Consider the following 24,064-nt stretch of genomic DNA (forward strand, 5'->3'; position numbering starts at 1 on the left):
TCAAAAACAATTAGATGCTTTACCATTTACATATTCAAAAACCCGCTATTTATGAAAATAGCGGGTTTTCACTTATCAATGAATTATTTTAGTTCTACTGAAGCGCCAACTTCTTCTAATTGTTCTTTAAGTTTTTCAGCTTCTTCTTTAGGTAACGCTTCTTTGATGATGCTTGGCGCACCGTCAACTAATTCTTTAGCGTCTTTTAAGCCTAAACCAGTTGCTTCTTTAACTGCTTTAACAACTTTGATTTTTGATGATCCAGCTGAAGTTAACTCAACGTCAAATTCAGATTTTTCAGCTGCTGCGTCTCCGCCTGCTGCACCTGCTGCTGCAACTGGTGCTGCTGCAGTTACACCAAATTCTTCTTCGATTGCTTTAACTAAGTCGTTTAATTCTAAAACCGACATTTCTTTAATTGCTTCAATGATTTGCTCTTGATTAGCCATGTTAATATTCCTCCAATTTTTTAAATGTTTAAATTTAATTTATCAATTACTCTGCGTTTTCTTCTTTGTTTTCACCAACAGCTTTAACTGCATAAGCGAAGTTGCGGATTGGCGCTTGTAATACAGAAAGAAGCATTGATACAAGACCGTCGTGTGATGGTAAAGAACCAACTGTCTTAACTTCTTCAGCAGTGATTACGCTACCTTCCATGACACCTGTCTTGATTTCTAAAGCTTCGTGTTCTTTAGCGAATCCAGCGATAACTTTAGCTGGTGCTACAACATCATCAGTTGTGAATGCAACTGCAGTTGGACCAGTAAAGAATTCATCTAAACCTTCAATACCAGCTTGTTCAGCCGCACGACGTAACAATGTGTTTTTGTATACTTTGTATTGTACGCCTGCTTCACGTAATTGCTTACGTAATTCTGTCACTTCCGCTACTGTTAAACCACGGTAGTCAACAACTACTGTAGAAACAGAAGTTTTAAGTTGCTCTGCGATTACGTCAACTTGTTGTTTTTTCGCTTCAATGATTCCAGACATTTAGACACCTCCATAGATAATTTTTATGCTTTTATATATCCAAGATGTCTCTCGAATAAAAAAAGCACTTTTTACCCTGGGCAAAAAGTGCTTGAATGTTTGCACGTTCAAGTCAATTTAGCCTCGGTAGGATGAACTATTAAGCATAACCATGCTCCTACTGTCTTAGGTAAAATATTCAACAAAATTAAATATAACTGTTTTCATCGTATTAGTCAACAGTTATATTAATATTATTTATGACAAAGCGTAAAACAACCTATTGATCATTTTACGCTTCTATCTATAAATTAAAGTTTGAAAGTTGCTGTATCTACTTTGATACCAGGTCCCATAGTAGTCGTTACTGAAACTGATTTAAAGTAAGTACCTTTAGCTGATGCTGGTTTTGCTTTTGTCAAAACATCTAATAATGTTTTGAAGTTATCTACAAGCTTGTCAGTATCGAATGATACTTTACCAATAGAAGCATGTACGATACCTGCTTTTTCAGCACGGTATTCAACTTTACCAGCTTTAATTTCTTCTACAGCTTTTGTAACATCCATTGTTACAGTACCTGTTTTAGGGTTAGGCATTAAACCTTTAGGTCCTAATACACGACCTAATTTACCAACTTCACCCATCATATCAGGTGTTGCAACAACTACATCGAAATCAAACCAACCTTGTTGGATTTTATTAACATACTCAGCGTCGCCTACATAGTCAGCGCCTGCTGCTTCTGCTTCTGCAATTTTATCGCCTTTAGCGAATACTAATACGCGTTGTGATTTACCAGTACCATGTGGTAATACTACTGCGCCACGAATCTGTTGATCGTTTTTACGCGTATCAATTCCTAAACGGAATGCCACTTCAACTGAAGCGTCAAAGTTAGCAACAGAAGTTTCTTGTGCTAATTTAATCGCTTCTTCTACAGCATAATATGCTTGGCGATCAATTTTGCTAACTGCTTCTTGATACTTTTTACCTTTTTTAGCCATTATTATTCGTCCTCCTTTAGTGGTGTTATCGGAATGTCCTCCCACGTTTACTCGCCATAATAGCAAGTTGAGCGCAAATAACCCAATGCATTACCACATCTTCAATGTCATCTATATAACAAAGGGGCTATCTGCGTTCACTACAAAATTTATCATTTGTTCGTATAATTGCGTGTTGATGTTAACTCAATTACTCAACAACAATACCCATACTACGTGCAGTACCTTCAACGATACGCATAGCTGCTTCCTCGTCAGCAGCGTTTAAGTCTGGCATTTTCGTGTTAGCAATTTCACGTACTTGGTCTTTCGTTACAGTAGCAACTTTTGTTTTGTTAGGTTCACCAGAACCTTTTTCAACGCCTGCTGCTTTTTTAAGTAATACTGCTGCAGGTGGTGTTTTTGTGATGAATGTAAATGAACGGTCTTCATATACATAAATCTCTACTGGAATAATTAAACCTACTTGTTCTTGCGTACGTGCGTTAAATTCCTTTGTGAAAGCCATAATGTTCACACCGGCTTGACCTAGTGCAGGACCAACTGGTGGTGCTGGGTTTGCTTTACCTGCTGGAATTTGTAACTTAACTACTTTTTCTACTTTTTTAGCCACGATGTGCACCTCCTTGATATCGTGATGTGGTCACAGGGCTCATTTTTGCCCTCCCACTCTTAACATTTCGTGACGAAATGTAGCGCTATAAATGCGCGACTTCGTCATTATATCATTTAGATTATGAGATTACAACACAAAACTTTATTATCTTTTTACACTCATTTAAAGTTTTTCAATTTGGTCAAACTCAACTTCAACTGGTGTTTCGCGTCCAAACATGTCTACTAATACCGTTAATTTGAACTTGTCCGCTTCGATGCTCTCAACCTCACCTACTTGATTAGCAAATGGACCAGAAGTTACGCGCACTTGTTCTCCAAGCTCAACTTCAACATCAATTGTCTTCTCTTTCATACCCATTTGTTTCAAGATAAAACGTGCCTCTTCCGGCAACAATGGATTTGGCTTTGAACCCGCACCGGCAGATCCAACAAAACCTGTTACACCTGGCGTATTGCGCACAACGTACCATGACTCATCTGTCATGATTAGCTCAACTAACACATAACCAGGGAATGTTTTCTTCATTGATTTTTTTGCTTTGCCGTCTTTTACTTGTGTTTCCTCTTCTTCAGGAATTACAACACGGAAAATTTGTTCAGTCATATTCATAGACTCAACACGTTTTTCTAAGTTTTGTTTGACTTTATTCTCATATCCTGAATAGGTATGAACTGCATACCAATGTTTCGCACCTAAATCTTCAGACATGCTGACATCTCCTCACTCACTATTTTATCATTTTAATTACTTGACCAATTCCAATATCCAAACCGTAGAAAAATAGCATGAAGAATACTACTGTACATACTACGATTGTCGTATATTTCACAAGTTCTGGTCCCGTTGGCCAGCTTGTTTTTTCCATCTCTGACTTAACACCTTGGAAGAAACTTTCCTTTTTAGCCATAATTGTCATTACCTCCAATTATTTGGATTCTTTATGAAGTGTATGTGTTTGACATGCCGCACAAAATTTCTTCAACGTTAACCTATCATTACGGTTAGCAGATTTCGGAACGTGATAATTACGACTGCCACATTTTTCACAACTAAGTGGTACTTTTTTCACTTTAACTCACCTTAATCCTATAATACTCATTAACTATACATAAGGTCGCATTCAGTTGTCAATCAACATTCGCCTGCAATGCTGCTTTCAACTTTTGACGCACACGATAAATCGTATTATAGACTTTTTTGATATCTACCGCCATTGCTCGCGCGATTTCTGCAGGTTTCCATTCCTGATATAAATAGCAACACACTTGCTGTTCCATCGGCGTCATGGATAAAAACACTTCATTGTAAACTTCTAAAAGCATGTCATTGCGAAGTGCTAGATCAATTGTATTACCATGCACTTGATGGTCATATTGCGTTTGACGAAACAACGACTGGACATACGTCTGAAAAATACGCTTACGTATCATTTTTTTACGCCTATAATCCAGCTTACGACAGCGAATTGTCTTGTTGATATAATGCTCTATTGGTACATCGCTATGCACATCTCCTGTACGCAATTTATTGTACAGTGCAAACATCGTCTCCTGTACTAAATCTTCACGTTCATCTTTATGCACACTATAATCGTTGAAACATTGCATCGCACGCTGTTGGATATAGTTGAGCTGTTGTTCCATCAAGCTCGGCTCTATTGCTGCGTGGGGGTGAGAGTGGGGACGTAAATACGGATGCTTCTGACTCATGGTATCGCCTCGCTTCGTTAAAAAGATGCCTTATAAGATTATGAGGTTCCTTGTCAAAAAGCAAATCGGGGCTTTTCAGTTATTTCCGCTCTCCACGTCTTATTTTCTCAAACTCTGTCAATACTTCTTCAGATAATTGCATGCGCGTGCGTGGCTTTTGCTCTTCAAATGACGATATCGTCTTAGAAACTGCCACCTTATTCTCTTTCAAATGACGCCACATCTCACGCGACGAAATGCGATACGCACCCGTACCAAAAATGGCGTGTTGCTCACTCATATCACTTGTTACAACCGTGATATGCGTAATGTGTTTGTTATAAATATTATAGACATAACGTTCAATAAAGCTGTCTGCTGTTTCCCCTTCTTTAGTGAAGATGACATGCACACCGTGATAGACTGTTTCTGATTGTGGTGTACCCTGCTCATATGCATCAAAGACACAAATAATACGACCTTTAACAAGCGCATTGTAGTTTGCAATCTCCATCAGCAGTTGCTCTCTCGCCTCTTCCAAGTTTTCCTTGGCGAGACGCATCAATTCTGATGACTGCCCGATCATGTTATAACCGTCGATAATCACGTAATAGTCTTTCATCACTTACTTGTCACCGCCGATAGGTTGACGTTTTCTGAACACCTCGTACATCATCAAACTCGCTGCTACTGATGCATTCAAACTATTCACGTGACCAACCATAGGAATTTTTATATAAAAATCGCACTTCTCCTTAACACGACGACTCATGCCTTGTCCTTCACTACCAATCACAATAGCAAGTGGCATATCTGCCTGCATTTGACGATAATCTGTCGCGTTGTTCGCTTCTGTACCCGCAACCCAATAACCTTGCTCTTTCAACACATCAATCGTTTGCGATAAGTTAGTTACACGCATTACTGGTACGTGTTGAATTGCGCCTGTTGATGCTTTAGCTACTGTTTGTGTCAATGCAACAGAACGTCGTTTCGGAATAATAACACCATCCACACCTGTAGCATCTGCCGTTCTCAAAATAGAACCTAAGTTATGGGGATCTTCTAAACCATCGAGAATCAATACTGTCGATAACGTATCCTTTGTCTCTTGTTGTTCTAAAAAGTGTTCTAATGTTTCGTATTCATAAGGCGCTATATATGCTGCAACACCTTGATGGGGCGCTTTGGAAATTTGATCTAATTTTGATTTTGGTACTGTCTGAACGACGAGTTTTAGATCTTTTGCATATTTTAAAATATCATCAATCTGTTGCTTTTTAACCCCTTCTTGAATCAATACCTTATTCACTACATGACCGGTCGTAATTGCCTCACGAACAGCATGACGACCAACAATCACTTCTGATTCCATCGCTTAACACCTCTTTTCTACACGTTTTACAATTTCATTCAATAATTCTATGATACGACTTTCTTGCTGTGTTAAATGCAAATAGCCAATAATCGCTTCAAGCCCCGAACTTTTCCGATACGTTTGAACATCTGTATTCTTAGCCTTCGTATGACTTTTTGCATTGCGACCACGCTTCACGATTGCCAACTCACTTTCTGTAAACCAATCATCTGCGAGCAATGCTTCCAACGTCTGGGCTTGACTCTTAGCAGAAACGAACCGTTTGGCTTCCTGATGCAAACGGTTCGGTTTACTTTGGTACTTTACAATAATGTGACCACGTACAAATTGGTCAAGCACCGCATCACCCATATAAGCAAGTGTCAATGGGCTCAACATTTTGAAATCGATCTGCTTAGACACGCTTAAATCTCACACCTTGTGGCGTATCTTCTAAAATAATGTTTTGTGCTTTGAGCTGGTCACGAATCTCATCAGCACGTGCAAAGTCTTTGTTTTTGCGCGCTTCATTGCGTTCTTCAATCAATGCCTCAACGTCCGCATCAAGTAATTCTGCCGCTTGCGCTGATTGTAACGGAACACCTAATACATCACTAAAGATTTGGAATACTTCTTTAAAGTGGTTAATGACTGCTGTTGCTGTATTGTCTTCTAACAAGTATTTATTTGCAAGTTTCGCCAAATCATACCACACAGTAATCGCATTTGCTGTATTAAAATCATCATCCATCACTTTTTCAAACTGCGCTAAAATCGCATCAATTTGATCGATGTATGCCTGTTCGACAACTAAATCCGTCGCTATCGCTTCACGCGCAAGTAATGCTTCGTAACTATTGCGAATACGTGCCAATCCACTTTTTGCCGCTTCAACGAGCTCTAAGTTATAGTTGATTGGGCTGCGATAATGCACACTAATCATAAAGAAACGCAACACATCTGGATCAATTTCTTTAATAATATCATGGACTAAAATAAAGTTTCCGAGTGACTTGCTCATTTTCTCGTTATCTATATTGATGAAACCATTGTGCATCCAGTAGTTTGCAAATGGTGCATGGTTGTGACATTCAGATTGCGCAATTTCATTTTCATGGTGTGGAAACTGTAAGTCACTGCCACCTGCATGAATATCAATTGTTGGTCCCAACTTCTCGAACGCCATAACAGAACATTCAATGTGCCAGCCCGGACGTCCTTCGCCAAATGGACTCTCCCAACTTATTTCACCCGGTTTCGCTTTTTTCCACAAAGTAAAGTCTAACGCATCTTCCTTGTTTTCACCTTGTTCAATACGTGCACCTACTTTTAAATCGTCAAGTGATTGGTGACTGAGCTTGCCATACTTATCAAACTGACGCGTTCTAAAGTAAACATCACCACCACTTTCATACGCATAACCCTCATCAACTAATTTTTTAATAAACGCGATGATTTCATCCATATGATCCATCACACGTGGGTTAGACGTCGCTGGTTTTACATTTAAAGCACCTGTATCTTCATAAAATGCTTTAATATATCGGTCTGCGATTTCCGGAACTGTTTCACCTAATTCTTGTGCACGCTTAATGAGTTTATCGTCCACATCTGTAAAGTTAGATACATAGTTCACTTCAAACCCTTTATATTCTAAATAACGTCTTACCACATCATAGTTAATAGCTGGACGTGCATTCCCGATATGAATGTAGTTGTATACAGTTGGGCCACATACATACATTTTGACCTTGCCGGGTTCAATCGGTTTGAACGGCTCTTTTTGACGCGTTAATGTGTTATATAATGTAATCATCTTTAATCTCCCCGTTTTTCGTTTGTTCGAGTTGCTTTTCAAGTTGCTTAATTTGTTCATAAATTGGGTCTGGTAAGTTCAAGTGATCGAACGTTTTACCAATACGCTTGCCATCTTGCTTAACAATACGTCCAGGAATCCCTACAACCGTTGTGTAACTTGGAACATCTCTTAGTACCACTGAATTCGCCCCAATATTAACATTAGAATGCACTTTAATATTGCCTAGTACTTTTGAACCTGCCGCAATCAGAACATTGTCGCCAATATCTGGATGACGCTTGCCCTTTTCTTTCCCTGTTCCACCTAACGTCACACCTTGATAAATCGTTACGTTATCACCAATCGTACATGTTTCACCGATGACGACACCCATCCCATGATCAATAAATAAGCGCCGCCCTATCTTAGCACCTGGATGTATTTCGATACCTGTGAAAAAGCGTGAAACTTGTGAAATGGCACGCGCTAAAATATAGTGCTTCTTTTGGTATAGTTTATGTGCAATTAAATGACTCCATACTGCATGTAACCCCGCATATGTCGTAATGACTTCAAAAGCTGAACGCGCAGCAGGATCCTGCTCGAATACCATTTTCACATCATCCATCATACGTCTTAACATTTGCGTTCCCCCCTCATTTCTCAAGGTTTTATATTCGTAAAAACAGCACCCCTAACATTCATTGTCAGAGGTGCTGTTGCACGGTTCCACTCTCATTAATATACACCAGCATCACGCTAGGTATATTCACTCATTATTTGCTATAGCATTGTTATCCTAAAGGTGCATTCAGCTATATACATGATGTACTCGCAGCAACCGTACACTCTCTGAGACACGCATTGTAGCTTACTAATCCTTTATTCCAAATCACTTTAATAGTAGTCGATTTATCCATTGATATCAAGTTAAATACTTCGCACACGTTTAGAGTAGCTTTTGGATACGTGTGAGCACTTTATCTTTGCCAAGTACTTCCATTGTGTTTGGCAATTCTGGTCCATGCATTTGTCCAGTAACTGCAACACGAATTGGCATAAAGAGTTGTTTACCTTTAATACCCGTTTCTTTTTGCACTGCTTTAATTTCTTTCTTGATATCTTCTGCTTTGAATGATTCAAGCGCTTCTAACTTACCACTCAATACACGCATCAGTTCTGGCACTTGTTCTCCATTCAATACTTCTTGAGCCGCTTCATCTAATGCTTTTTCGTCACGGAAGAACAATTCAGAAAGCGGTACAATTTCACCTGCATAACTCATTTGTTCTTGGTATAACGCAACCAATTTGCGCCCCCATTCAAGATCCGCTTCAGATGGTGATTCTGGTAATAAACCTGCCTTAATCATATGTGGCAATGTCATTTCGAATACCGCCTCAGCATCTTTCTCCTTCATGTATTGGTTATTAATCCATTCAAGCTTTTGTTTATCGAAAAATGCCGGTGATTTTGATAGACGTTTTTCAGTAAAAATATCGATGAATTCTTGTTTAGAGAAAATCTCTTCTTCGCCTTCTGGAGACCAACCTAACAATGCGATAAAGTTGAAAATCGCTTCAGGAAGGTAACCCAAATCGCGATATTGCTCGATAAATTGTAAAATCTGACCATCACGTTTACTCAATTTCTTACGTTGTTCATTAACGATTAGTGTCATATGACCAAAACGTGGTGGTTCCCAACCAAATGTTTCATAAATCATTAATTGCTTTGGTGTATTAGAAATATGGTCATCACCACGAATAACGTCTGTAATTTCCATATAGTGATCGTCTACCGCAACCGCAAAGTTATAGGTTGGCACACCGTCTTTTTTCACGATAACCCAGTCGCCAAAGTTGTCTGATTCAAATGACACTTCACCTTTAACCATATCATCGAACTTATACGTGCGATCTTGCGGTACACGGAAACGAATCGATGGTTTGCGACCTTCCGCTTCAAATTGTGCACGCTCTTCTTCTGTTAAGTGCGCATGTTTACCGCCATATCTTGGCATTTCGCCGCGTGCAATTTGTTCTTGACGTTCTGCTTCTAACTCTTCTTCCGTCATATAACATTTGTACGCTTTATCTTCGGCTAACAACTGATCAATTAATGGTTGATAAATATGACCTCGTTCAGATTGACGATATGGACCATAACCTTTATCCTTGTCCACTGATTCATCCCAGTCAAGCCCTAACCATTGTAAGTTGTTAAATTGTGATGATTCACCGTCTTCTAAGTTACGTTTTGAATCCGTATCTTCAATACGAATCACAAAGTCGCCACCATAATGTTTAGCGAATAAATAGTTAAATAATGCTGTACGTGCGTTACCGATATGCAAATAACCTGTTGGACTTGGTGCATATCTTACTCTTACTCGTTCACTCATCGTATTCACTCCTGTTTTAATCTTCAATTGTTATATTATAGCATGAGAGTCCTACAGAAATCTCATGTTTTAACAAAGATTTCATTGTATGCCCCGATAAAGGTAACTCGATTTGTGGCTAGCCTCTAAGTACAAACACACTTTAGCCATCAGCTATCCTAACCTTGTTGCTGGATTACGGACACAATCGCTTGCGCGGCAATACCTTCTTGACGACCTGTAAAGCCAAGTTTTTCACTCGTCGTCGCTTTGACATTTACACGTTCGACATCGACTTCAAACAAGTCTGCAATCACTTGTCGCATCGTATCAATGTGCGGACGAAACTTTGGACGTTCTGCAATAATTGTCGCGTCAACGTTATTAATTACATAACCGAGTGCTTTTACTTCTGCATAGGCTTCTTTTAACAACACTTTAGAATCTGCATCTTTAAACTGGCTATCCGTATCTGGGAATAATTTACCAATATCACCTAGTGCACAGGCACCTAAAAATGCGTCTGTAATGGCATGTAATAATACGTCTGCATCACTGTGACCTTTTAAGCCATGCGTATGTGGCACTTCAATACCACCGATAATTAACGGACGTGCTGCATCAAACGCATGAACATCATAACCTAAGCCTACTCTAAACATGATCTATTCGCTCCTTTTTTCAATAATTGCTTGTGCATTTGTTAAATCTTCTTTCGTCGTCACTTTAATGTTATCGTAATTGCCTTCTACCATAAACACCGACTGACCTGCATGTTCAAGTAATGATGCATCATCTGTACCAACGATGCCCTCAGCCTGCGCTGTCTCATAAGCATGTTTCAATACACCGTAAGTTGCTCCTTGTGGCGTTTGTACTTGCCATAAATATTGACGCGCTAATGTTTCAGTAACAAATTGATTATGCACTACTTTAATCGTATCTTTTGCCTTAACACCGATAACCGCTGCACCGTGGGTATTAATCGCATCAGCAAGCGTATGAATCACTGATTGCGTAATAAAAGGACGCGCGCCATCATGAACCAGCACGACATCGTCCTCTGCTACGTCTAGTTGATCAATGACTTTATGAATGCTTTCTTGACGCTCACGACCCCCTGCGACCAATTTTTTCACTTTATCGAAACGCGCCAACAACTTCGTCAATTGTTCACGGTCATCAGGCTGAATTGCAAGGTAAATTCCTTTACACGCCGAATCTTGTTGAAAAACATCGACGGTATGCTCAATGATCGTTTGCTGTGCGATTTTAATCAATAATTTGTTATATGTGTATCCCATACGTGTCCCTTTCCCTGCTGCTGGGATAATCACGTGATAATTCGTCATTTATTTAGCCACCTTTTTACTTTATCGCCTACAAACAAGTACGCTTCCATAGAACAGATAACTTTCGCACACTACTAAATAGTCATACCATCATCCTATAAGTACACCTGTCCTGCTATGTCTTCAATGCGTATTTCAATGCTTCATGTACTGACGTTACACCAATCACTTCAATGCCTTCTGGAAATGTCCAACCACCGATATTTGTTTGTGGAATAATCGCACGCTTAAAACCGAGTTTTGCGGCTTCTTGCACACGTTGTTCAATCCGTGAGACGCGTCGTACCTCTCCTGTCAATCCAACTTCTCCAATAAAACAATCCAAACCATCTACAGCACGGTCTTTAAAGCTCGTTGCCGTCGCAATAATAATACCTAAGTCTACCGCTGGCTCTGTTAATTTCACCCCACCAGCGACTTTAATATACGCATCTTGTTGTTGAAGTAAGTAACCCTCTTTCTTCTCCAATACCGCCATTAACAAGCTCAAACGATTATGGTCAATCCCTGTCGCCATACGCCTTGGATTATTAAACGTCGTCGGTGTCACAAGTGCTTGAACTTCGATAAGTAATGGACGCGTTCCTTCCATCGTTGCGACAATTGTAGAACCTGGTACATTAGAGGAGCGCTCTTCTAAAAACATCTCAGACGGGTTCATAACACTTTTCAAACCAGACTGCTTCATCTCAAAAATACCCATTTCATTCGTGGAACCAAAACGGTTTTTCACCGCACGCAAAATACGATAGGCATGGTGTTCATCGCCTTCAAAATATAAGACCGTATCCACCATATGTTCTAACAGACGAGGCCCTGCAATCTGACCTTCTTTCGTCACATGTCCAACAATAAATGTCGCAATGTTCATCTGTTTGGCGATATGCATCAAACTTTGCGTACTTTCACGCACTTGAGAGACAGAACCTGGCGCCGACGTAATATCCGGATGGAAAATCGTCTGAATCGAGTCAATAACAATCAACTCTGGCTCTATCTTCTTCACCGCTTCATGAATAATTTCCAAGTTCGTCTCCGCAAATACATTCAATGCACTGGCATCTTCTTCCAAACGATCTGCACGCAGCTTCGTTTGATTGAGGGACTCCTCACCTGTAATATATAAAATTTTGCGTTCTTTCGACAATGAAGCACACATTTGTAATAACAATGTCGACTTCCCAATACCTGGGTCGCCCCCAATCAGTACGAGTGAACCTTGCACAATACCGCCACCTAACACGCGATTCAGCTCTCTACTGTTTGTCAAAATACGTGGTGTCTGTTCTTGCCTCACATCATTTAGCTTTTGTACTTTTGCTGTCGATTCGCTACGGACGCCATGTTTCGGACTCGCTGCTTTTTGTTCAATCGTTTCTTCCATGCTGTTCCATGCACCACAGTTCGGACATTTTCCCATCCATTTAGGCGTCTGATAACCACACGCTGTGCATTCAAAAGTTACTTTCTTTCTCGCCATGCCAACACACCTCCATCTCTGTCATCTACCCAATCTATTTTATACTGGCAATCATCACTTGACAATGACGACACCCTTTCATAATCGAACAACTAAAAAATTGAGGCAAGACCCCTTCTTATCAAGGATGTCATTGCCCCAACCTTTATCATGCATTATGCTGTTGTTTCTACTTCTTGACGCTCAGTCACATCGTATTGGAATGTCTCTCCATCGTAATCAACAGTGACTAATTTACCATCCAATTCCTTACCTTCAAGAATAAGCTCACTCAAATTATCTTCTACTGTTTTTTGAATTGCACGAACGAGTGGACGAGCACCATATTCAGGGTCATAACCTTCTGAAGCAATTTTTTCTTTTGCTGCTTCTGTCACACTAACATGAATGTTTTGTTCTGATAAACGTTTTGTTAATTGATTGACCATTTTTGTGACGATTTCTTTCAATTCTTCTTTGTCTAATTTATGGAAGACGATAATATCATCTACACGGTTTAAAAATTCTGGACGGAAAGCATTTTTCAAGCTCTTCATCATTGTGCTGCGAATTGTTTCATAGTCACTGTCTTCTGATTTTCCTCCAAAACCTGCGAAACGTTGGTCTTGTAATTCTTGTGCCCCAACGTTAGACGTCATAATAATAACTGTATTTCTAAAGTCTACACGACGTCCTTTAGTATCCGTTAAATGACCGTCGTCAAGCACTTGTAATAATACATTGAAAATATCTGGATGTGCTTTCTCAATTTCATCGAATAAAATGACTGAGTATGGTTTACGACGTACTTTTTCCGTCAATTGACCACCATCATCGTGACCTACATATCCTGGAGGTGCCCCGACTAAACGACTCACAGCATGTTTTTCCATGTACTCACTCATATCGACACGAATCATTGCATCTTCTTCACCAAACATCGATTCAGCCAATGCACGTGCGAGTTCTGTTTTACCGACACCTGTTGGTCCTAAGAAAATAAAGCTACCAATCGGACGTTTTGGATCTTTAAGACCTGCACGCGCACGACGTACCGCTTTAGAAATGGACGTTACCGCATCTTTTTGACCAATGACACGTTCATGTAAAATCTCTTCAAGCTTGAGCAAACGATCAGATTCTGTTTCATTTAAACGTGTTAATGGAATACCTGTCCAACCTGCGATAACTTCTGAAATGTCCTCTGCCACAAGTGTTGTTTGACGTTCATCTTGGTTGTTTTTCCATTCGCTTTTCGCCTTTTCATATTGTGACTCTAATTTTGTTTGTTTATCACGCAAGTTCGCCGCATTTTCAAACTCTTGCGCATGAACTGCCGCGTCTTTTTCATTTTTCACTTGTTCAATTTGTTGCTCTAATTCTTTCAAACTCGTTGGTGTTGTATGATGTCTCAAACGTACCTTTGAACTCGCTTCATCAATTAAATCAATCGCTTTATCAGGCAAGAAACGATCTTGTACATAACGATCACTTAACTTCGCTGCTACTTCCACTGCTTCATCGGAAATATTGATACGGTGATGCGCTTCATAGCGGTCTCTCAAACCTTTTAAAATCGCAATTGTATCTTCAACACTTGGTTCGTCCACTTGTACCGGTTGGAAACGGCGCTCAAGTGCCGCATCTTTTTCAATATGTTTGCGATATTCATCTAATGTTGTTGCACCGATACATTGTAATTCTCCACGTGCTAACGCTGGTTTCAAGATGTTAGACGCGTCGATTGCACCTTCTGCACCACCCGCACCAATCAACGTATGCAACTCATCAATAAACAGAATCACGTTACCCGCTTGATGAATTTCTTCCATCACTTTTTTCAAGCGTTCTTCAAATTCACCACGATATTTTGTACCTGCAACCACCGTACCCATATCCAATGACATGACACGTTTGCCTTTAAGTGTTTCAGGCACTTCGTTATTGACAATCGCTTGTGCTAAACCTTCTGCAATCGCTGTTTTACCAACACCCGGTTCACCGATAAGTACTGGGTTATTTTTCGTACGGCGACTCAACACTTCGATGACACGTGTAATTTCTTTGCTACGTCCGATAACAGGATCCAATGTTCCATCTTTTGCAATCACAGTTAAGTCACGTGCCAAGCTATCCAACGTTGGTGTATTATCTGATTTGGATACTTGTCCATTGCTCGATGCCATTTCAGGGCTACCCAGTGCTTTGACAACTTGTGCACGAGCCTTTGTAATATTCAAGTCTAAGTTTGCAAATACACGTGCAGCAACACCTTCATTTTCACGAATTAAACCGAGTAAAATGTGTTCTGTCCCCACAAAGTTATGTTGCAATTTACGTGCTTCATCCATTGACAATTCAATGACTTTCTTAGCACGAGGTGTGTAGTGCAACGTCCCGATATGTTCTTGACCGTGACCAATCAATTTTTCAACTTCATTGACTACTTTTTCTTCTGTAATATCAAAGCTTTCTAATACTTTTGCTGCAATACCCTCAGGTTCTTTCATCAAGCCTAGTAATAAATGCTCCGTCCCAATATTTGAATGATTGAAACGAATCGCTTCTTCTTGTGCATGTGCTAACACGCGTTGTGCACGTTCTGTTAATCTACCAAATAACATAACTCAACCTCCAATTTATAAATACTGTCTTAAAATATCTGCACGTTTTGATTCGATTGATTGTGTTGTTTCTTCATCTATTAAAAATGGTGATTGGATGGCAATCATCATGGCATTAAAATCAAAATCTGGCATGTCTAGTACACCTAAATCAACACCCAACTTAATATCGCTTAAACGATAAGACGCCTCTTCTACTGAAATGCGTCGGCTATATTTTAAAATACCGAGTGAACGATAAATACGATCTAGCGTCTCCGTTTCCTTGTGGGCTAACAAGCGTTGACGCACTTCAAGTTCTTCATTGATAATCTGCGTAACTAATTCCGTTAGTGCCTCAATAATTTCTTGTTCCGACTTGCCAAGTGTCAGTTGATTCGACACTTGATACACATGACCATATACTTGAGAACCTTCGCCATAAATACCACGAATTGTAAAACCAAAGCGGTTAATCGACTGTGCGATGCGACTCATGCGTTTCATTATTGATAGCCCTGGAAGATGCAACATCACACTTGCACGCATACCTGTCCCAATATTCGTTGGACATGTTGTTAAATAACCGAGTGTTTCATCATAACTAATCTCAACTTCTGCATCTAATTGATCATCAATATTCGATGCACGTTGATATAAATCGTCTAGTGACAAATCCTGCCCCATCACTTGAATACGTACATGATCTTCTTCATTGACCATTACACTGACTGATTCATCATCATTCAACAACACTGCCGCTGCTGGTTGCTTCGTCAGTTCTGGACTAATTAAATGCTTCGCCACCAACTTATAAGCACTTTGTTGATCCATATCATTCAGGCGTTGCACCTTCAAATCTGTCAATGCGTCCTGCACTTCGTTAACCACTCGATGTCCCTCATCTTCATTCGGAAACATCAATGGATGGACGTAATTTTCAAGATTACGCGCTAAACGAATTCGTGAAGACATTACCACAGGTCGCGTTGGTTCCTGTTGTTGCCCGCTTGATAACGGTGTGTTATGTTCATTCATCATGGCGACTCGACACCTCACTTTGCTGCGTCTGTTCCAACGCCTGAATCTCATCACGTACAACAGCCGCTTCTTCAAAGGCTTGTTGTGCTACTAATGTCTCTAAATACGCACGCTTTTCTTCAATCTGACGTTTTAAAGCGCGTTTAGTATGCGATGATTTTGGATACTTCCCCGAATGTTCGAGATGTCCACCTTGCACACGGCGTACAATATCCGCAACATCCTCACGAAATGTCTCGTAACAATCATGACAACCAAACTTCCCAACATGTGCAATATCTTTCAACGTCATCTGACACGTCGGACATCGCTTCTCTTCACGAAACATCCGTTGATCAACATTGATGCCATGTTTTGCCGCAAGATGCTGGAGGATTTGTTGAATGACAAACGTCCCTTCAACATCATCACCTTCATGCCAATGTTCATCCGATTGCCCATGAACAGGTTCTTGGTATAACTGCGTAGCCATTGCTTTGTTCGCTTTACTATATTGTAATGTTTGTTCTTCTTGACGATACATGACGCATCACCTTCTCATCTCTAGTAATAATTAATCACTGGTAACAAGCGCTTCAATATATTAGCACGAATAATATCTCTCGATGCTACATCCATTTTTAATGTTTCACGATCAACCACCGCTGCAATCATCTTAGCCTCACGTTCAGTGATTAGCTCATTCTCTAACAAACCATCAATGATGTAGTATGCTTGTTGTTGTGATAACGATGTACCAATCAACGACATCAAGTGCTTAATATAGTTTGCATGGTCTTTCGTCTCTATCTTCGTGATGCGTATATAGCCGCCACCACCACGCTTACTTTCTATCTCATAACCATGCTCATTAGTAAAGCGTGTTTTTATGACATAATTAAGCTGAGATGGTACGCAATCAAAACGTTCGGCAATATTCGCACGTTGTATTTCTACAACATCTGCTTGTGCCTCTTCAAAAAGTTTTTTAATGTATTGTTCTATGATATCTGACATATTATGCATCATATCACCCCTTTTGACCATCTTTGACTATATTATATGACCATCTTTGACCTTTTTCAACCAATATGTTTTTTCAATTCTTTAATATTGTTATGTCAATGCTTTCATTTATGTTGTATTATAGAGCTAGTAAAATTTTAAATAATTTAATAAGAGGTGTTACTTCATGCATATTATCATAGGGATTGTCGGCATCATTGTATTCTTAGCCCTCGCACTCCTTGCAAGTTCAGACAAAAAGAATGTGCGTTGGCAATACATTGGCCTTATGCTTGTCATCCAACTCGTCTTAGCCTTTTTCTTACTTAAAACAAACATTGGTATCAAAATCGTTGGAGGCGTCGCATCAGGGTTTGCTTATTTGTTAAAACAAGCATCAGAAGGAATTAACTTTGTATTCGGTGGTCTAATGAATGATGGCGCGTCCACTTTCTTCATTAACGTTTTATTACCAATTGTGTTTATCTCAGCATTAATCGGTATTTTACAATATTTGAAGATTTTGCCGCTTATTATTAACGTTCTTGGTTTCTTAATTTCAAAAGTGAACGGTATGGGGCGTTTAGAATCATACAATGCGGTAGCCTCAGCAATTTTAGGGCAATCAGAAGTATTTATTTCATTGAAGAAACAACTTCCATACATTCCGAAACATCGTTTATACACATTGACAGCTTCTGCTATGTCTACGATTTCAGCATCAATCGTTGGGGCATATTTCACTATGATTAAACCAGAATATGTCGTAACAGCTGTTGTCTTAAACTTATTCGGTGGTTTTATCATTGCATCTATTATCAATCCTTACAAAGTGAACGAAGAAGATGACAAGTTAATCATCGATACAGATCAAAAACAACAATCATTCTTTGAAATGTTAGGGGAATATATTTTAGATGGTTTTAAAGTTGCAGTGATTGTAGGCGCGATGTTAATCGGTTATATCGCTCTTATCTCATTATTAAACGGACTTGTTGGTGGTCTTATCAGCCTCGTATCTGGCGGTTCAGTAGATTGGAACTTCCAAACATTAATCGGCTTCGTCTTCGCACCACTTGCATTCTTAACAGGGATTCCTTGGAGTGATGCCGTTGATGCTGGTTCAATCATGGCAACTAAACTATTATCTAACGAATTCGTCGCAATGACAGAACTTGGCAAAGTACAAGGTTTATCAGACCGTGCAGTTGGTATTGTTTCAGTCTTCCTAGTATCATTTGCCAACTTCAGCTCAATCGGCATTATCTCAGGTGCCATCAAATCATTAAACGATGAAAAAGGCGACATGGTTGCACGCTTCGGATTAAAACTTTTATTCGGTGCAACACTCGTATCATTTATCTCAGCAACAATTACTGGATTCTTCCTTTAATCCATAATAAAAGCCATTAAAATTCTGTATCGAATTTTAATGGCTTTTCTATTAAGTATGCCTTCTTATTTTTTCAAATATGCATAATACCGTAACAGTAAACACAATCATTTTTCTCATTTTGTCAAACCGTGAAGTTCTATTAAAACCCCTGTTTTCCAAACACCGTTTATCATTTCCAAGATGGGTCAACGGAACCTTTTTAGAAAAATGAGATTTCCCACTCACATTACGAGCCAATCACTTGTTCAATAAAGTAACGCATCATTGTTGTATCATCCGTCAATTCTGGATGGAATGACACACCAAGATAACGCCCTTGTCGCACGGCAATCATTTTATCGTCAATCGCTCCCAATACTGTTACACCATCACGGACAGATTGAATGTGTGGTGCGCGAATAAAGACACCTTCTACAGGTTGTTCAATCCCTTCAATATCCAGCATGGCTTCAAAGCTATCGACTTGGCGTCCGAACGAATTACGTGCAACCGTAATATCTAACTTTTGCAAATAACCTTCTTCACCTTCAATATCATGTGCAAGCACGATTAAGCCTGCACATGTCCCATACATCGGCAATGAAGATGTGCGCAATGCGTCTCTAAAACCATATAACGTCATGAGGCGACGTAATGTCGTTGATTCACCACCTGGTATTACTAAACCATCCAACGTCTCTAGTAATGCGACAGTTTTCACTGCGACTGCTTCATGTCCACATGCTTCAATTTGTCGCATATGTTCACGTACGGCGCCTTGTAATGCTAACACACCTATTCTCATCTTACCAACCACGCTCTTGCATACGTTCTTCCAGTGATAGTTGGTTAATATCTAACCCTTTCATTGCCGCACCTAAATCTTTTGCCAAACGACCAATCAACTCATAATCTTGGTAATGTGTCGTTGCTTGTACAATCGCCTTCGCAAACGTTTCAGGATCCTCAGACTTAAAGATACCTGATCCAACAAACACACCATCTGCACCAAGTTCCATCATCAATGCTGCATCTTGTGGTGTCGCAACACCGCCTGCCGCAAAGTTAACCACTGGTAGGCGACCATGCTTTTTAATATCTTGTAAGATGTGATACGGTGCACCTAAGTTTTTCGCTTCTGTCATCAATTCATCGTCACTCATTACCGTAATGCGTGCGACTTCTTGATTCACTTGACGCATATGACGTACCGCTTCAACAATATTCCCTGTTCCCGGCTCGCCTTTCGTACGCAACATCGCTGCACCTTCACCAATACGGCGTGCCGCTTCACCTAAGTTACGACATCCACATACGAATGGTACCGTATAGTCGCTTTTCTTCAGATGAAACACTTCATCTGCTGGCGTTAATACTTCTGATTCATCTATGTAGTCAACACCCATTGCTTCCAATACACGTGCTTCTGTAATATGACCAATACGACACTTCGCCATAACCGGAATGGATACAGCATTCATTACTTCCTCGACAATTTTTGGGTTACATGCACGTGCAACACCACCCGCTGCACGAATATCTGATGGCACACGTTCTAATGCCATAACGGCCACTGCACCTGCTGCCTCCGCAATTTTCGCTTGTTCTGCATTCACGACATCCATAATGACGCCGCCTTTTTGCATTTCTGCCATACCACGTTTTACACGTTCTGATCCGACTTGTTTCGTCATAAAAAATTCCCCCTTTATGTATATTTAGATGTAGCTTATACTAATAACTGAACTGGTTAAAGTATCAAATTAGCAAAATACTAAGGGGTCAGATAACAATGGAAATGCTGATGTTTCATATCGATAAGTCACACAAACAACCGATTTATATGCAATTATACGAAAAAATTCGTAATAGTATTATTAATGGACAACTGCAAGAAGGCGAAAAACTACCATCCAAGCGCCTATTAGGAGACTATCTCTCTATTAGCCAAACAACGATTGAGAACGCCTATGCTCAACTGATGGATGAAGGCTATATTTACAGCAAGCAACGTTCTGGCTTCTTTGTGAGTGACATTGATACTTTGCCTCTCACAACAACACAACGTGAGATTAATATAACACCTATATCCTATACAGAAGCATCTGCACCACGCTATGCTTTTCAATTAGGCGCCATTGACAAAGCCCATTTTCCATTTGAACTATTTCGTAAATATGCCAAAGAAGCGTTTGATACATTGCAACATACATTGATTGAAGCCGGAGACCAGCAAGGTGATTTTACGTTGCGTCAACAAATTAGTCATTATCTTTTTCACAGCCGTGGCGTTCAATCAACACCTGAACAAGTCATTATCGCATCATCCACGGAACAATTATTGTCTATCATTACAGACTTGTTACCAGAACAACACACGTTTATGTTGGAAGATCCCATCTATCCACAAGTACCGCAATTACTGTCACGCAAACATATACCGTATCATTTTATTCCGGTACAACAAGATGGCATTCAGGTTGAACAGATTGCGCAGTATGATGACAATATTGTATATATCACGCCCAGTCATCAATTCCCAACAGGCGTAACGATGAACTTACAGAATCGTATAAAGTTACTCAAATGGGCAAGCGCACACCCAGAACGCTATATTATTGAAGACGACTATGACTCTGAATTTCGATACGAAGGCAAACCGATACCCGCACTTCAAAGTTTGGATAAGGCAGAGCGTGTCATTTACGTCAGCACCTTTTCAAAATCCATCGCACCGAGTATTCGTATTGCTTACGCCGTCTTACCCATTCAGTTGGCAAAGCAATACCAACAAACTATAAATATTGAAGGTGGTACCGTGCCACGCCATACACAATATATGGTTAGTCGTTTTATGGAAAGCAATCAATTTGAACGGCATCTCAATCGCATGCGCAAAATCTACCGTCAAAAACGTGACGTATTGCTCGACTACTTATCACAATATCCAGATCTTTGCCAAATCAGCGGTGCGCAAACGGGTATGCATTTCGTAGTCACCATTGTGAATGGTTTGAGTGAGCAAGAGTGCATACAGCGATTTAAGGCACACGCTATTGATATTCAACCATTGTCACACTATCGTTTTCATGCCGACAACCCAACACCACGCTTTGTATTAGGATTTGGTGGTATCGAGGACAGTCAATTAGCCAATCATGCTGAACAACTCATTCATGCACTACAATAACAAAAACCTCCTTACAGAGCCTTGAAATAAAGCTTTGTAAGGAGGCTTAATATTTAATCCGCTAATAAATGAGGGTTACGCTGATTCCCTTTATCATAAAGTGCAATCTCTTGCAATTGCATCATTGCACGTCTTATTTGTGCATAATTTTGTAAAGTCGGTAACATGACCACATCCTCTTGTGACATACCATACTCTAAATGTTTAGCAATGTTTTCATATACTAACAAATATGCTCCCATCGTTTCTGAATTCAACTTGTCCTTAGGAGGCACTTGAAAACACTGTAGTAATTTAAAATGAATTTGTCTCAATAAAAACATCGCTGGATAATAATACTGTGTTCGCTTTCTATTAGAAGACCATTCACCATAAGCGTGACGATACATCGTCTCCATGTTATCAATTTGTAGCTTCATGCGTAAAACATCATGCTGTGCTGTTTTTGAAATCGTATAGCCAACGTCGGAAAATAAATAATGGAACATTTGGCTTTCTATACGTACAACATTCCCCATCATCTCAGGTAGCCGTTTACTCGCTAAGCGCTGCCCAATCAAAAGTATACCAATCACTGCAATCAAAATGCCCACTGTTGTATCCAGAAATCTAGGCAATGCAATCATGCTTGTCAAATGCCCTTGTGCTAATCCACCTAATAAAATAACTTGTACCGTGATTACACATATAGCCAAAGCATAATTAGCGGCAATCAACATTTCAGTCAATGCGCTACAAATACACATAACCAGTACTACTACCAAAAGGCTTGGTTCAAATAATAAGACAATTACTGAAATACCAATACCTATGAGTGTCCCAACCCAACGAGCACCTGCACGTTCAATACTTGCAACTGTGGTACCACCAAGGAGAATCGTATGCGCACTTAAAGGAATCCAATATGCACGCTCAAAATCAAAGACGAGGGCAATAACAATCGCACAACCAATAATAACTGTATATTTTAATGTTGCAATGAAATTCATCGATTCAGGCGTTAAATTATACTTTAAACGTGCCATATACTGCGGAGATGTCACATGTGTTTGGCGTTTCACTTGGTCTGCTGGCATTTGTAACACTTCTTCAACTTTGAAAATAAGCTGCACTAAAGCATCGTATTGGGGCGGAACATCTATACGTTGTCGCCAAGGTTCATTAGGTTTAACTCCTTTAACGATACTTGATGTCACATATTCCATCATTTCAACTACAACAGGTGGAAGCGGACGATGCCCTTTCGCATTCAACTCCAATAGTTCAGAATAAATCCCTTCTGCCACACCATGTAAGAGAATCAATCGCTGATATCCTACAGACTTTTTCTGTAGCGTAGAACGTGTAGTACTCAAAATATCAGATGACATCATCAAACCATTTACCGCAGATTTAGTCAATTCATTAAAACGTACTTGGTCGTTAAAATGCTGTACAAGTTGATACACATGTTCAAAATCTTGTTGAACTGCCGCTTGCTCAGGTTGTTCTCCTTTCAATTTGCTCTCTATAAACACAAGCGCTATGCCTAATAGACCACCTATCCCAACCATTAAACCCCGATAAAGAAAAGCATCTGGTTGTTGAGGCATAACACTAGACAAACTATAGGCAATAATAAAAAAAGTAGCAGACGGTCCGGGAATATGTAATGTAGTAAAAATATAATGAGGAACCACTGCTACAACTAGCAACCCTATGCCAAATAGCAATGGATAGCTTACAGTTAAAGTACCTAACATCATCGCTACAACTAAGCCACATGTTGCAAAGGTAACAGCTCGCATACGCGATGTAAAAGTTCCACTAAACACATAAATATGAGCAAATGTACCGATAGACATTAACAGTGCTAGAGATATTTGATGCGTGAGCACACCATACAATAACGGTAGCAACATTAAGATTCCCTGACGTATGCCACGATTAACATCAATTTTTTCCACCGCAACATGAGTCACATTTTTCAAATAGGCTTTCATGATAATCCTCCTCCCAAATGCATAAAAAAAGAGAAGTCAAAATGACCTCTCCCATTAAATTACCTGGCACCGTCCTACTCTTGCGGAACGTAAGTCCGACTACCATCGGCGCTAAAGAGCTTAACTTCTGTGTTCGGCATGGGAACAGGTGTGACCTCTTTGCCATAGGCACCAGATAAAGTTGAATGTTATACATTCAAAACTAGATAGTAAGTATTCATGTTACACAAACAAAACCTTGTGAAAAAATT

25 protein-coding genes, 1 rRNA gene, 1 pseudogene and 1 other annotated feature are annotated in these 24,064 nt (G+C 39.8%); of the genes and pseudogenes, 2 read left to right on the forward strand and 25 right to left on the reverse strand.

The features are described 5' to 3' along the window. Positions 1–83 precede the first annotated feature (83 nt). The 21 genes and pseudogenes from rplL to NXS11_RS06810 all read right to left on the reverse strand — a co-directional run bounded on the left by rplL (position 84) and on the right by NXS11_RS06810 (position 17,287). Positions 84–449, reverse strand: a complete 366-nt coding sequence (gene rplL, locus NXS11_RS06710) for a 50S ribosomal protein L7/L12 (RefSeq protein ID WP_259200012.1) — start codon at positions 447–449, stop codon at positions 84–86. 46 nt (positions 450–495) lie between these two features. Beyond that, entirely contained in the window at positions 496–996 is a 501-nt protein-coding gene (gene rplJ, locus NXS11_RS06715; RefSeq protein ID WP_044359252.1) for a 50S ribosomal protein L10, read from the reverse strand. A gap of 49 nt (positions 997–1,045) precedes the next feature. Continuing rightward, positions 1,046–1,184: a sequence feature (ribosomal protein L10 leader region), on the reverse strand. Positions 1,185–1,286: 102 nt separating this feature from the next. Beyond that, the gene (gene rplA / locus NXS11_RS06720) at positions 1,287–1,982 is read right to left on the reverse strand and encodes a 50S ribosomal protein L1 (RefSeq protein ID WP_259200016.1); all 696 of its coding nucleotides are present in this window, start codon (positions 1,980–1,982) and stop codon (positions 1,287–1,289) included. Positions 1,983–2,172: 190 nt separating this feature from the next. Beyond that, a complete protein-coding gene (gene rplK / locus NXS11_RS06725) occupies positions 2,173–2,595 on the reverse strand; it encodes a 50S ribosomal protein L11 (protein WP_044359250.1) in 423 nt (140 codons plus the stop codon). A 165-nt stretch (positions 2,596–2,760) separates the two neighbouring features. Next, entirely contained in the window at positions 2,761–3,309 is a 549-nt protein-coding gene (gene nusG, locus NXS11_RS06730; protein WP_103358663.1) for a transcription termination/antitermination protein NusG, read from the reverse strand. A 19-nt stretch (positions 3,310–3,328) separates the two neighbouring features. Further along, on the reverse strand, positions 3,329–3,508 hold the full coding sequence (gene secE / locus NXS11_RS06735; protein WP_259200018.1) for a preprotein translocase subunit SecE: 180 nt from the start codon (positions 3,506–3,508) through the stop codon (positions 3,329–3,331). 18 nt (positions 3,509–3,526) lie between these two features. Next, positions 3,527–3,670 carry a 50S ribosomal protein L33 gene (gene rpmG / locus NXS11_RS06740; RefSeq protein ID WP_259200019.1) on the reverse strand — a complete coding sequence of 48 codons (144 nt, stop codon included), beginning with the start codon at positions 3,668–3,670 and terminating at the stop codon, positions 3,527–3,529. 58 nt (positions 3,671–3,728) lie between these two features. Further along, a complete protein-coding gene (locus tag NXS11_RS06745) occupies positions 3,729–4,310 on the reverse strand; it encodes a sigma-70 family RNA polymerase sigma factor (protein ID WP_259200020.1) in 582 nt (193 codons plus the stop codon). Positions 4,311–4,389: 79 nt separating this feature from the next. After that, entirely contained in the window at positions 4,390–4,911 is a 522-nt protein-coding gene (locus NXS11_RS06750) for an NYN domain-containing protein (protein WP_259200021.1), read from the reverse strand. Between the two features lie 3 nt (positions 4,912–4,914). Further along, positions 4,915–5,664 (reverse strand): 23S rRNA (guanosine(2251)-2'-O)-methyltransferase RlmB, encoded by a 750-nt coding sequence (gene rlmB, locus NXS11_RS06755; protein WP_259200023.1) that lies wholly within the window; start codon positions 5,662–5,664, stop codon positions 4,915–4,917. A 3-nt stretch (positions 5,665–5,667) separates the two neighbouring features. Beyond that, a complete protein-coding gene (locus tag NXS11_RS06760) occupies positions 5,668–6,045 on the reverse strand; it encodes a Mini-ribonuclease 3 (protein WP_259200068.1) in 378 nt (125 codons plus the stop codon). A 16-nt stretch (positions 6,046–6,061) separates the two neighbouring features. After that, the gene (gene cysS / locus NXS11_RS06765) at positions 6,062–7,462 is read right to left on the reverse strand and encodes a cysteine--tRNA ligase (protein ID WP_259200025.1); all 1,401 of its coding nucleotides are present in this window, start codon (positions 7,460–7,462) and stop codon (positions 6,062–6,064) included. Continuing rightward, entirely contained in the window at positions 7,446–8,087 is a 642-nt protein-coding gene (gene cysE / locus NXS11_RS06770; protein WP_259200026.1) for a serine O-acetyltransferase, read from the reverse strand. The genes cysS and cysE overlap by 17 nt, the downstream gene beginning before the upstream one ends. Before the next feature lie 306 nt (positions 8,088–8,393). Beyond that, positions 8,394–9,848 (reverse strand): glutamate--tRNA ligase, encoded by a 1,455-nt coding sequence (gene gltX / locus NXS11_RS06775; RefSeq protein WP_259200027.1) that lies wholly within the window; start codon positions 9,846–9,848, stop codon positions 8,394–8,396. A gap of 158 nt (positions 9,849–10,006) precedes the next feature. After that, on the reverse strand, positions 10,007–10,489 hold the full coding sequence (gene ispF / locus NXS11_RS06780; protein ID WP_259200028.1) for a 2-C-methyl-D-erythritol 2,4-cyclodiphosphate synthase: 483 nt from the start codon (positions 10,487–10,489) through the stop codon (positions 10,007–10,009). A gap of 3 nt (positions 10,490–10,492) precedes the next feature. After that, positions 10,493–11,179, reverse strand: coding sequence for a 2-C-methyl-D-erythritol 4-phosphate cytidylyltransferase (ispD, locus tag NXS11_RS06785; protein ID WP_259200030.1), 687 nt, complete (start codon positions 11,177–11,179; stop codon positions 10,493–10,495). A 115-nt stretch (positions 11,180–11,294) separates the two neighbouring features. Then, positions 11,295–12,659, reverse strand: coding sequence for a DNA repair protein RadA (gene radA, locus NXS11_RS06790; protein WP_259200032.1), 1,365 nt, complete (start codon positions 12,657–12,659; stop codon positions 11,295–11,297). Between the two features lie 155 nt (positions 12,660–12,814). Next, positions 12,815–15,262: an ATP-dependent Clp protease ATP-binding subunit gene (locus tag NXS11_RS06795; RefSeq protein WP_259200033.1), complete on the reverse strand. Its 2,448-nt coding sequence runs from the start codon at positions 15,260–15,262 to the stop codon at positions 12,815–12,817. A gap of 15 nt (positions 15,263–15,277) precedes the next feature. After that, a complete protein-coding gene (locus NXS11_RS06800; protein ID WP_373319386.1) occupies positions 15,278–16,279 on the reverse strand; it encodes a protein arginine kinase in 1,002 nt (333 codons plus the stop codon). After that, a pseudogene (locus NXS11_RS06805) lies at positions 16,272–16,694 on the reverse strand (UvrB/UvrC motif-containing protein); the annotation flags it as partial. The pseudogene NXS11_RS06805 and the gene NXS11_RS06800, both read right to left, overlap by 8 nt. A 131-nt stretch (positions 16,695–16,825) precedes the next feature. Further along, positions 16,826–17,287 carry a CtsR family transcriptional regulator gene (locus NXS11_RS06810; RefSeq protein WP_259200038.1) on the reverse strand — a complete coding sequence of 154 codons (462 nt, stop codon included), beginning with the start codon at positions 17,285–17,287 and terminating at the stop codon, positions 16,826–16,828. 166 nt (positions 17,288–17,453) lie between these two features. Between NXS11_RS06810 and NXS11_RS06815 the strand changes: the two genes are divergently transcribed. Further along, complete coding sequence (locus tag NXS11_RS06815; RefSeq protein ID WP_259200041.1) at positions 17,454–18,659, forward strand: NupC/NupG family nucleoside CNT transporter; 1,206 nt, start codon at positions 17,454–17,456, stop codon at positions 18,657–18,659. A gap of 229 nt (positions 18,660–18,888) precedes the next feature. Here the strand turns inward: NXS11_RS06815 and pdxT are convergent, their stop codons facing one another. Beyond that, positions 18,889–19,446, reverse strand: coding sequence for a pyridoxal 5'-phosphate synthase glutaminase subunit PdxT (pdxT, locus tag NXS11_RS06820; protein ID WP_259200044.1), 558 nt, complete (start codon positions 19,444–19,446; stop codon positions 18,889–18,891). Position 19,447: 1 nt separating this feature from the next. Further along, positions 19,448–20,335 carry a pyridoxal 5'-phosphate synthase lyase subunit PdxS gene (gene pdxS, locus NXS11_RS06825; RefSeq protein ID WP_044361168.1) on the reverse strand — a complete coding sequence of 296 codons (888 nt, stop codon included), beginning with the start codon at positions 20,333–20,335 and terminating at the stop codon, positions 19,448–19,450. A 98-nt stretch (positions 20,336–20,433) separates the two neighbouring features. On the opposite strand from pdxS, the gene pdxR reads away from it, so the two are divergent. After that, the gene (gene pdxR, locus NXS11_RS06830) at positions 20,434–21,831 is read left to right on the forward strand and encodes a MocR-like pyridoxine biosynthesis transcription factor PdxR (protein WP_259200053.1); all 1,398 of its coding nucleotides are present in this window, start codon (positions 20,434–20,436) and stop codon (positions 21,829–21,831) included. 53 nt (positions 21,832–21,884) lie between these two features. Here the strand turns inward: pdxR and NXS11_RS06835 are convergent, their stop codons facing one another. Then, entirely contained in the window at positions 21,885–23,813 is a 1,929-nt protein-coding gene (locus NXS11_RS06835; RefSeq protein ID WP_259200054.1) for an FUSC family protein, read from the reverse strand. A gap of 61 nt (positions 23,814–23,874) precedes the next feature. After that, a 5S ribosomal RNA gene (gene rrf / locus NXS11_RS06840) occupies positions 23,875–23,989 on the reverse strand. Positions 23,990–24,064: the final 75 nt, after the last annotated feature.

Origin of the sequence: Staphylococcus americanisciuri (assembly GCF_024814435.1) — a bacterium.
GTDB lineage: Bacteria > Bacillota > Bacilli > Staphylococcales > Staphylococcaceae > Staphylococcus > Staphylococcus americanisciuri.

What these genes read in the sequence shown, in the direction of transcription:
- rplL (WP_259200012.1), bottom strand. Translation starts at nt 449, where the DNA reads ATGGCTAATCAAGAGCAAATCATTGAAGCAATTAAAGAAATGTCGGTT.
- rplJ (WP_044359252.1), bottom strand. Translation starts at nt 996, where the DNA reads ATGTCTGGAATCATTGAAGCGAAAAAACAACAAGTTGACGTAATCGCA.
- rplA (WP_259200016.1), bottom strand. Translation starts at nt 1,982, where the DNA reads ATGGCTAAAAAAGGTAAAAAGTATCAAGAAGCAGTTAGCAAAATTGAT.
- nusG (WP_103358663.1), bottom strand. Translation starts at nt 3,309, where the DNA reads ATGTCTGAAGATTTAGGTGCGAAACATTGGTATGCAGTTCATACCTAT.
- secE (WP_259200018.1), bottom strand. Translation starts at nt 3,508, where the DNA reads ATGGCTAAAAAGGAAAGTTTCTTCCAAGGTGTTAAGTCAGAGATGGAA.
- NXS11_RS06745 (WP_259200020.1), bottom strand. Translation starts at nt 4,310, where the DNA reads ATGAGTCAGAAGCATCCGTATTTACGTCCCCACTCTCACCCCCACGCA.
- NXS11_RS06750 (WP_259200021.1), bottom strand. Translation starts at nt 4,911, where the DNA reads ATGAAAGACTATTACGTGATTATCGACGGTTATAACATGATCGGGCAG.
- rlmB (WP_259200023.1), bottom strand. Translation starts at nt 5,664, where the DNA reads ATGGAATCAGAAGTGATTGTTGGTCGTCATGCTGTTCGTGAGGCAATT.
- NXS11_RS06760 (WP_259200068.1), bottom strand. Translation starts at nt 6,045, where the DNA reads ATGTTGAGCCCATTGACACTTGCTTATATGGGTGATGCGGTGCTTGAC.
- cysS (WP_259200025.1), bottom strand. Translation starts at nt 7,462, where the DNA reads ATGATTACATTATATAACACATTAACGCGTCAAAAAGAGCCGTTCAAA.
- cysE (WP_259200026.1), bottom strand. Translation starts at nt 8,087, where the DNA reads ATGTTAAGACGTATGATGGATGATGTGAAAATGGTATTCGAGCAGGAT.
- gltX (WP_259200027.1), bottom strand. Translation starts at nt 9,848, where the DNA reads ATGAGTGAACGAGTAAGAGTAAGATATGCACCAAGTCCAACAGGTTAT.
- ispF (WP_259200028.1), bottom strand. Translation starts at nt 10,489, where the DNA reads ATGTTTAGAGTAGGCTTAGGTTATGATGTTCATGCGTTTGATGCAGCA.
- ispD (WP_259200030.1), bottom strand. Translation starts at nt 11,179, where the DNA reads ATGACGAATTATCACGTGATTATCCCAGCAGCAGGGAAAGGGACACGT.
- radA (WP_259200032.1), bottom strand. Translation starts at nt 12,659, where the DNA reads ATGGCGAGAAAGAAAGTAACTTTTGAATGCACAGCGTGTGGTTATCAG.
- NXS11_RS06795 (WP_259200033.1), bottom strand. Translation starts at nt 15,262, where the DNA reads ATGTTATTTGGTAGATTAACAGAACGTGCACAACGCGTGTTAGCACAT.
- NXS11_RS06800 (WP_373319386.1), bottom strand. Translation starts at nt 16,279, where the DNA reads ATGAATGAACATAACACACCGTTATCAAGCGGGCAACAACAGGAACCA.
- NXS11_RS06810 (WP_259200038.1), bottom strand. Translation starts at nt 17,287, where the DNA reads ATGCATAATATGTCAGATATCATAGAACAATACATTAAAAAACTTTTT.
- NXS11_RS06815 (WP_259200041.1), top strand. Translation starts at nt 17,454, where the DNA reads ATGCATATTATCATAGGGATTGTCGGCATCATTGTATTCTTAGCCCTC.
- pdxT (WP_259200044.1), bottom strand. Translation starts at nt 19,446, where the DNA reads ATGAGAATAGGTGTGTTAGCATTACAAGGCGCCGTACGTGAACATATG.
- pdxS (WP_044361168.1), bottom strand. Translation starts at nt 20,335, where the DNA reads ATGACGAAACAAGTCGGATCAGAACGTGTAAAACGTGGTATGGCAGAA.
- pdxR (WP_259200053.1), top strand. Translation starts at nt 20,434, where the DNA reads ATGGAAATGCTGATGTTTCATATCGATAAGTCACACAAACAACCGATT.
- NXS11_RS06835 (WP_259200054.1), bottom strand. Translation starts at nt 23,813, where the DNA reads ATGAAAGCCTATTTGAAAAATGTGACTCATGTTGCGGTGGAAAAAATT.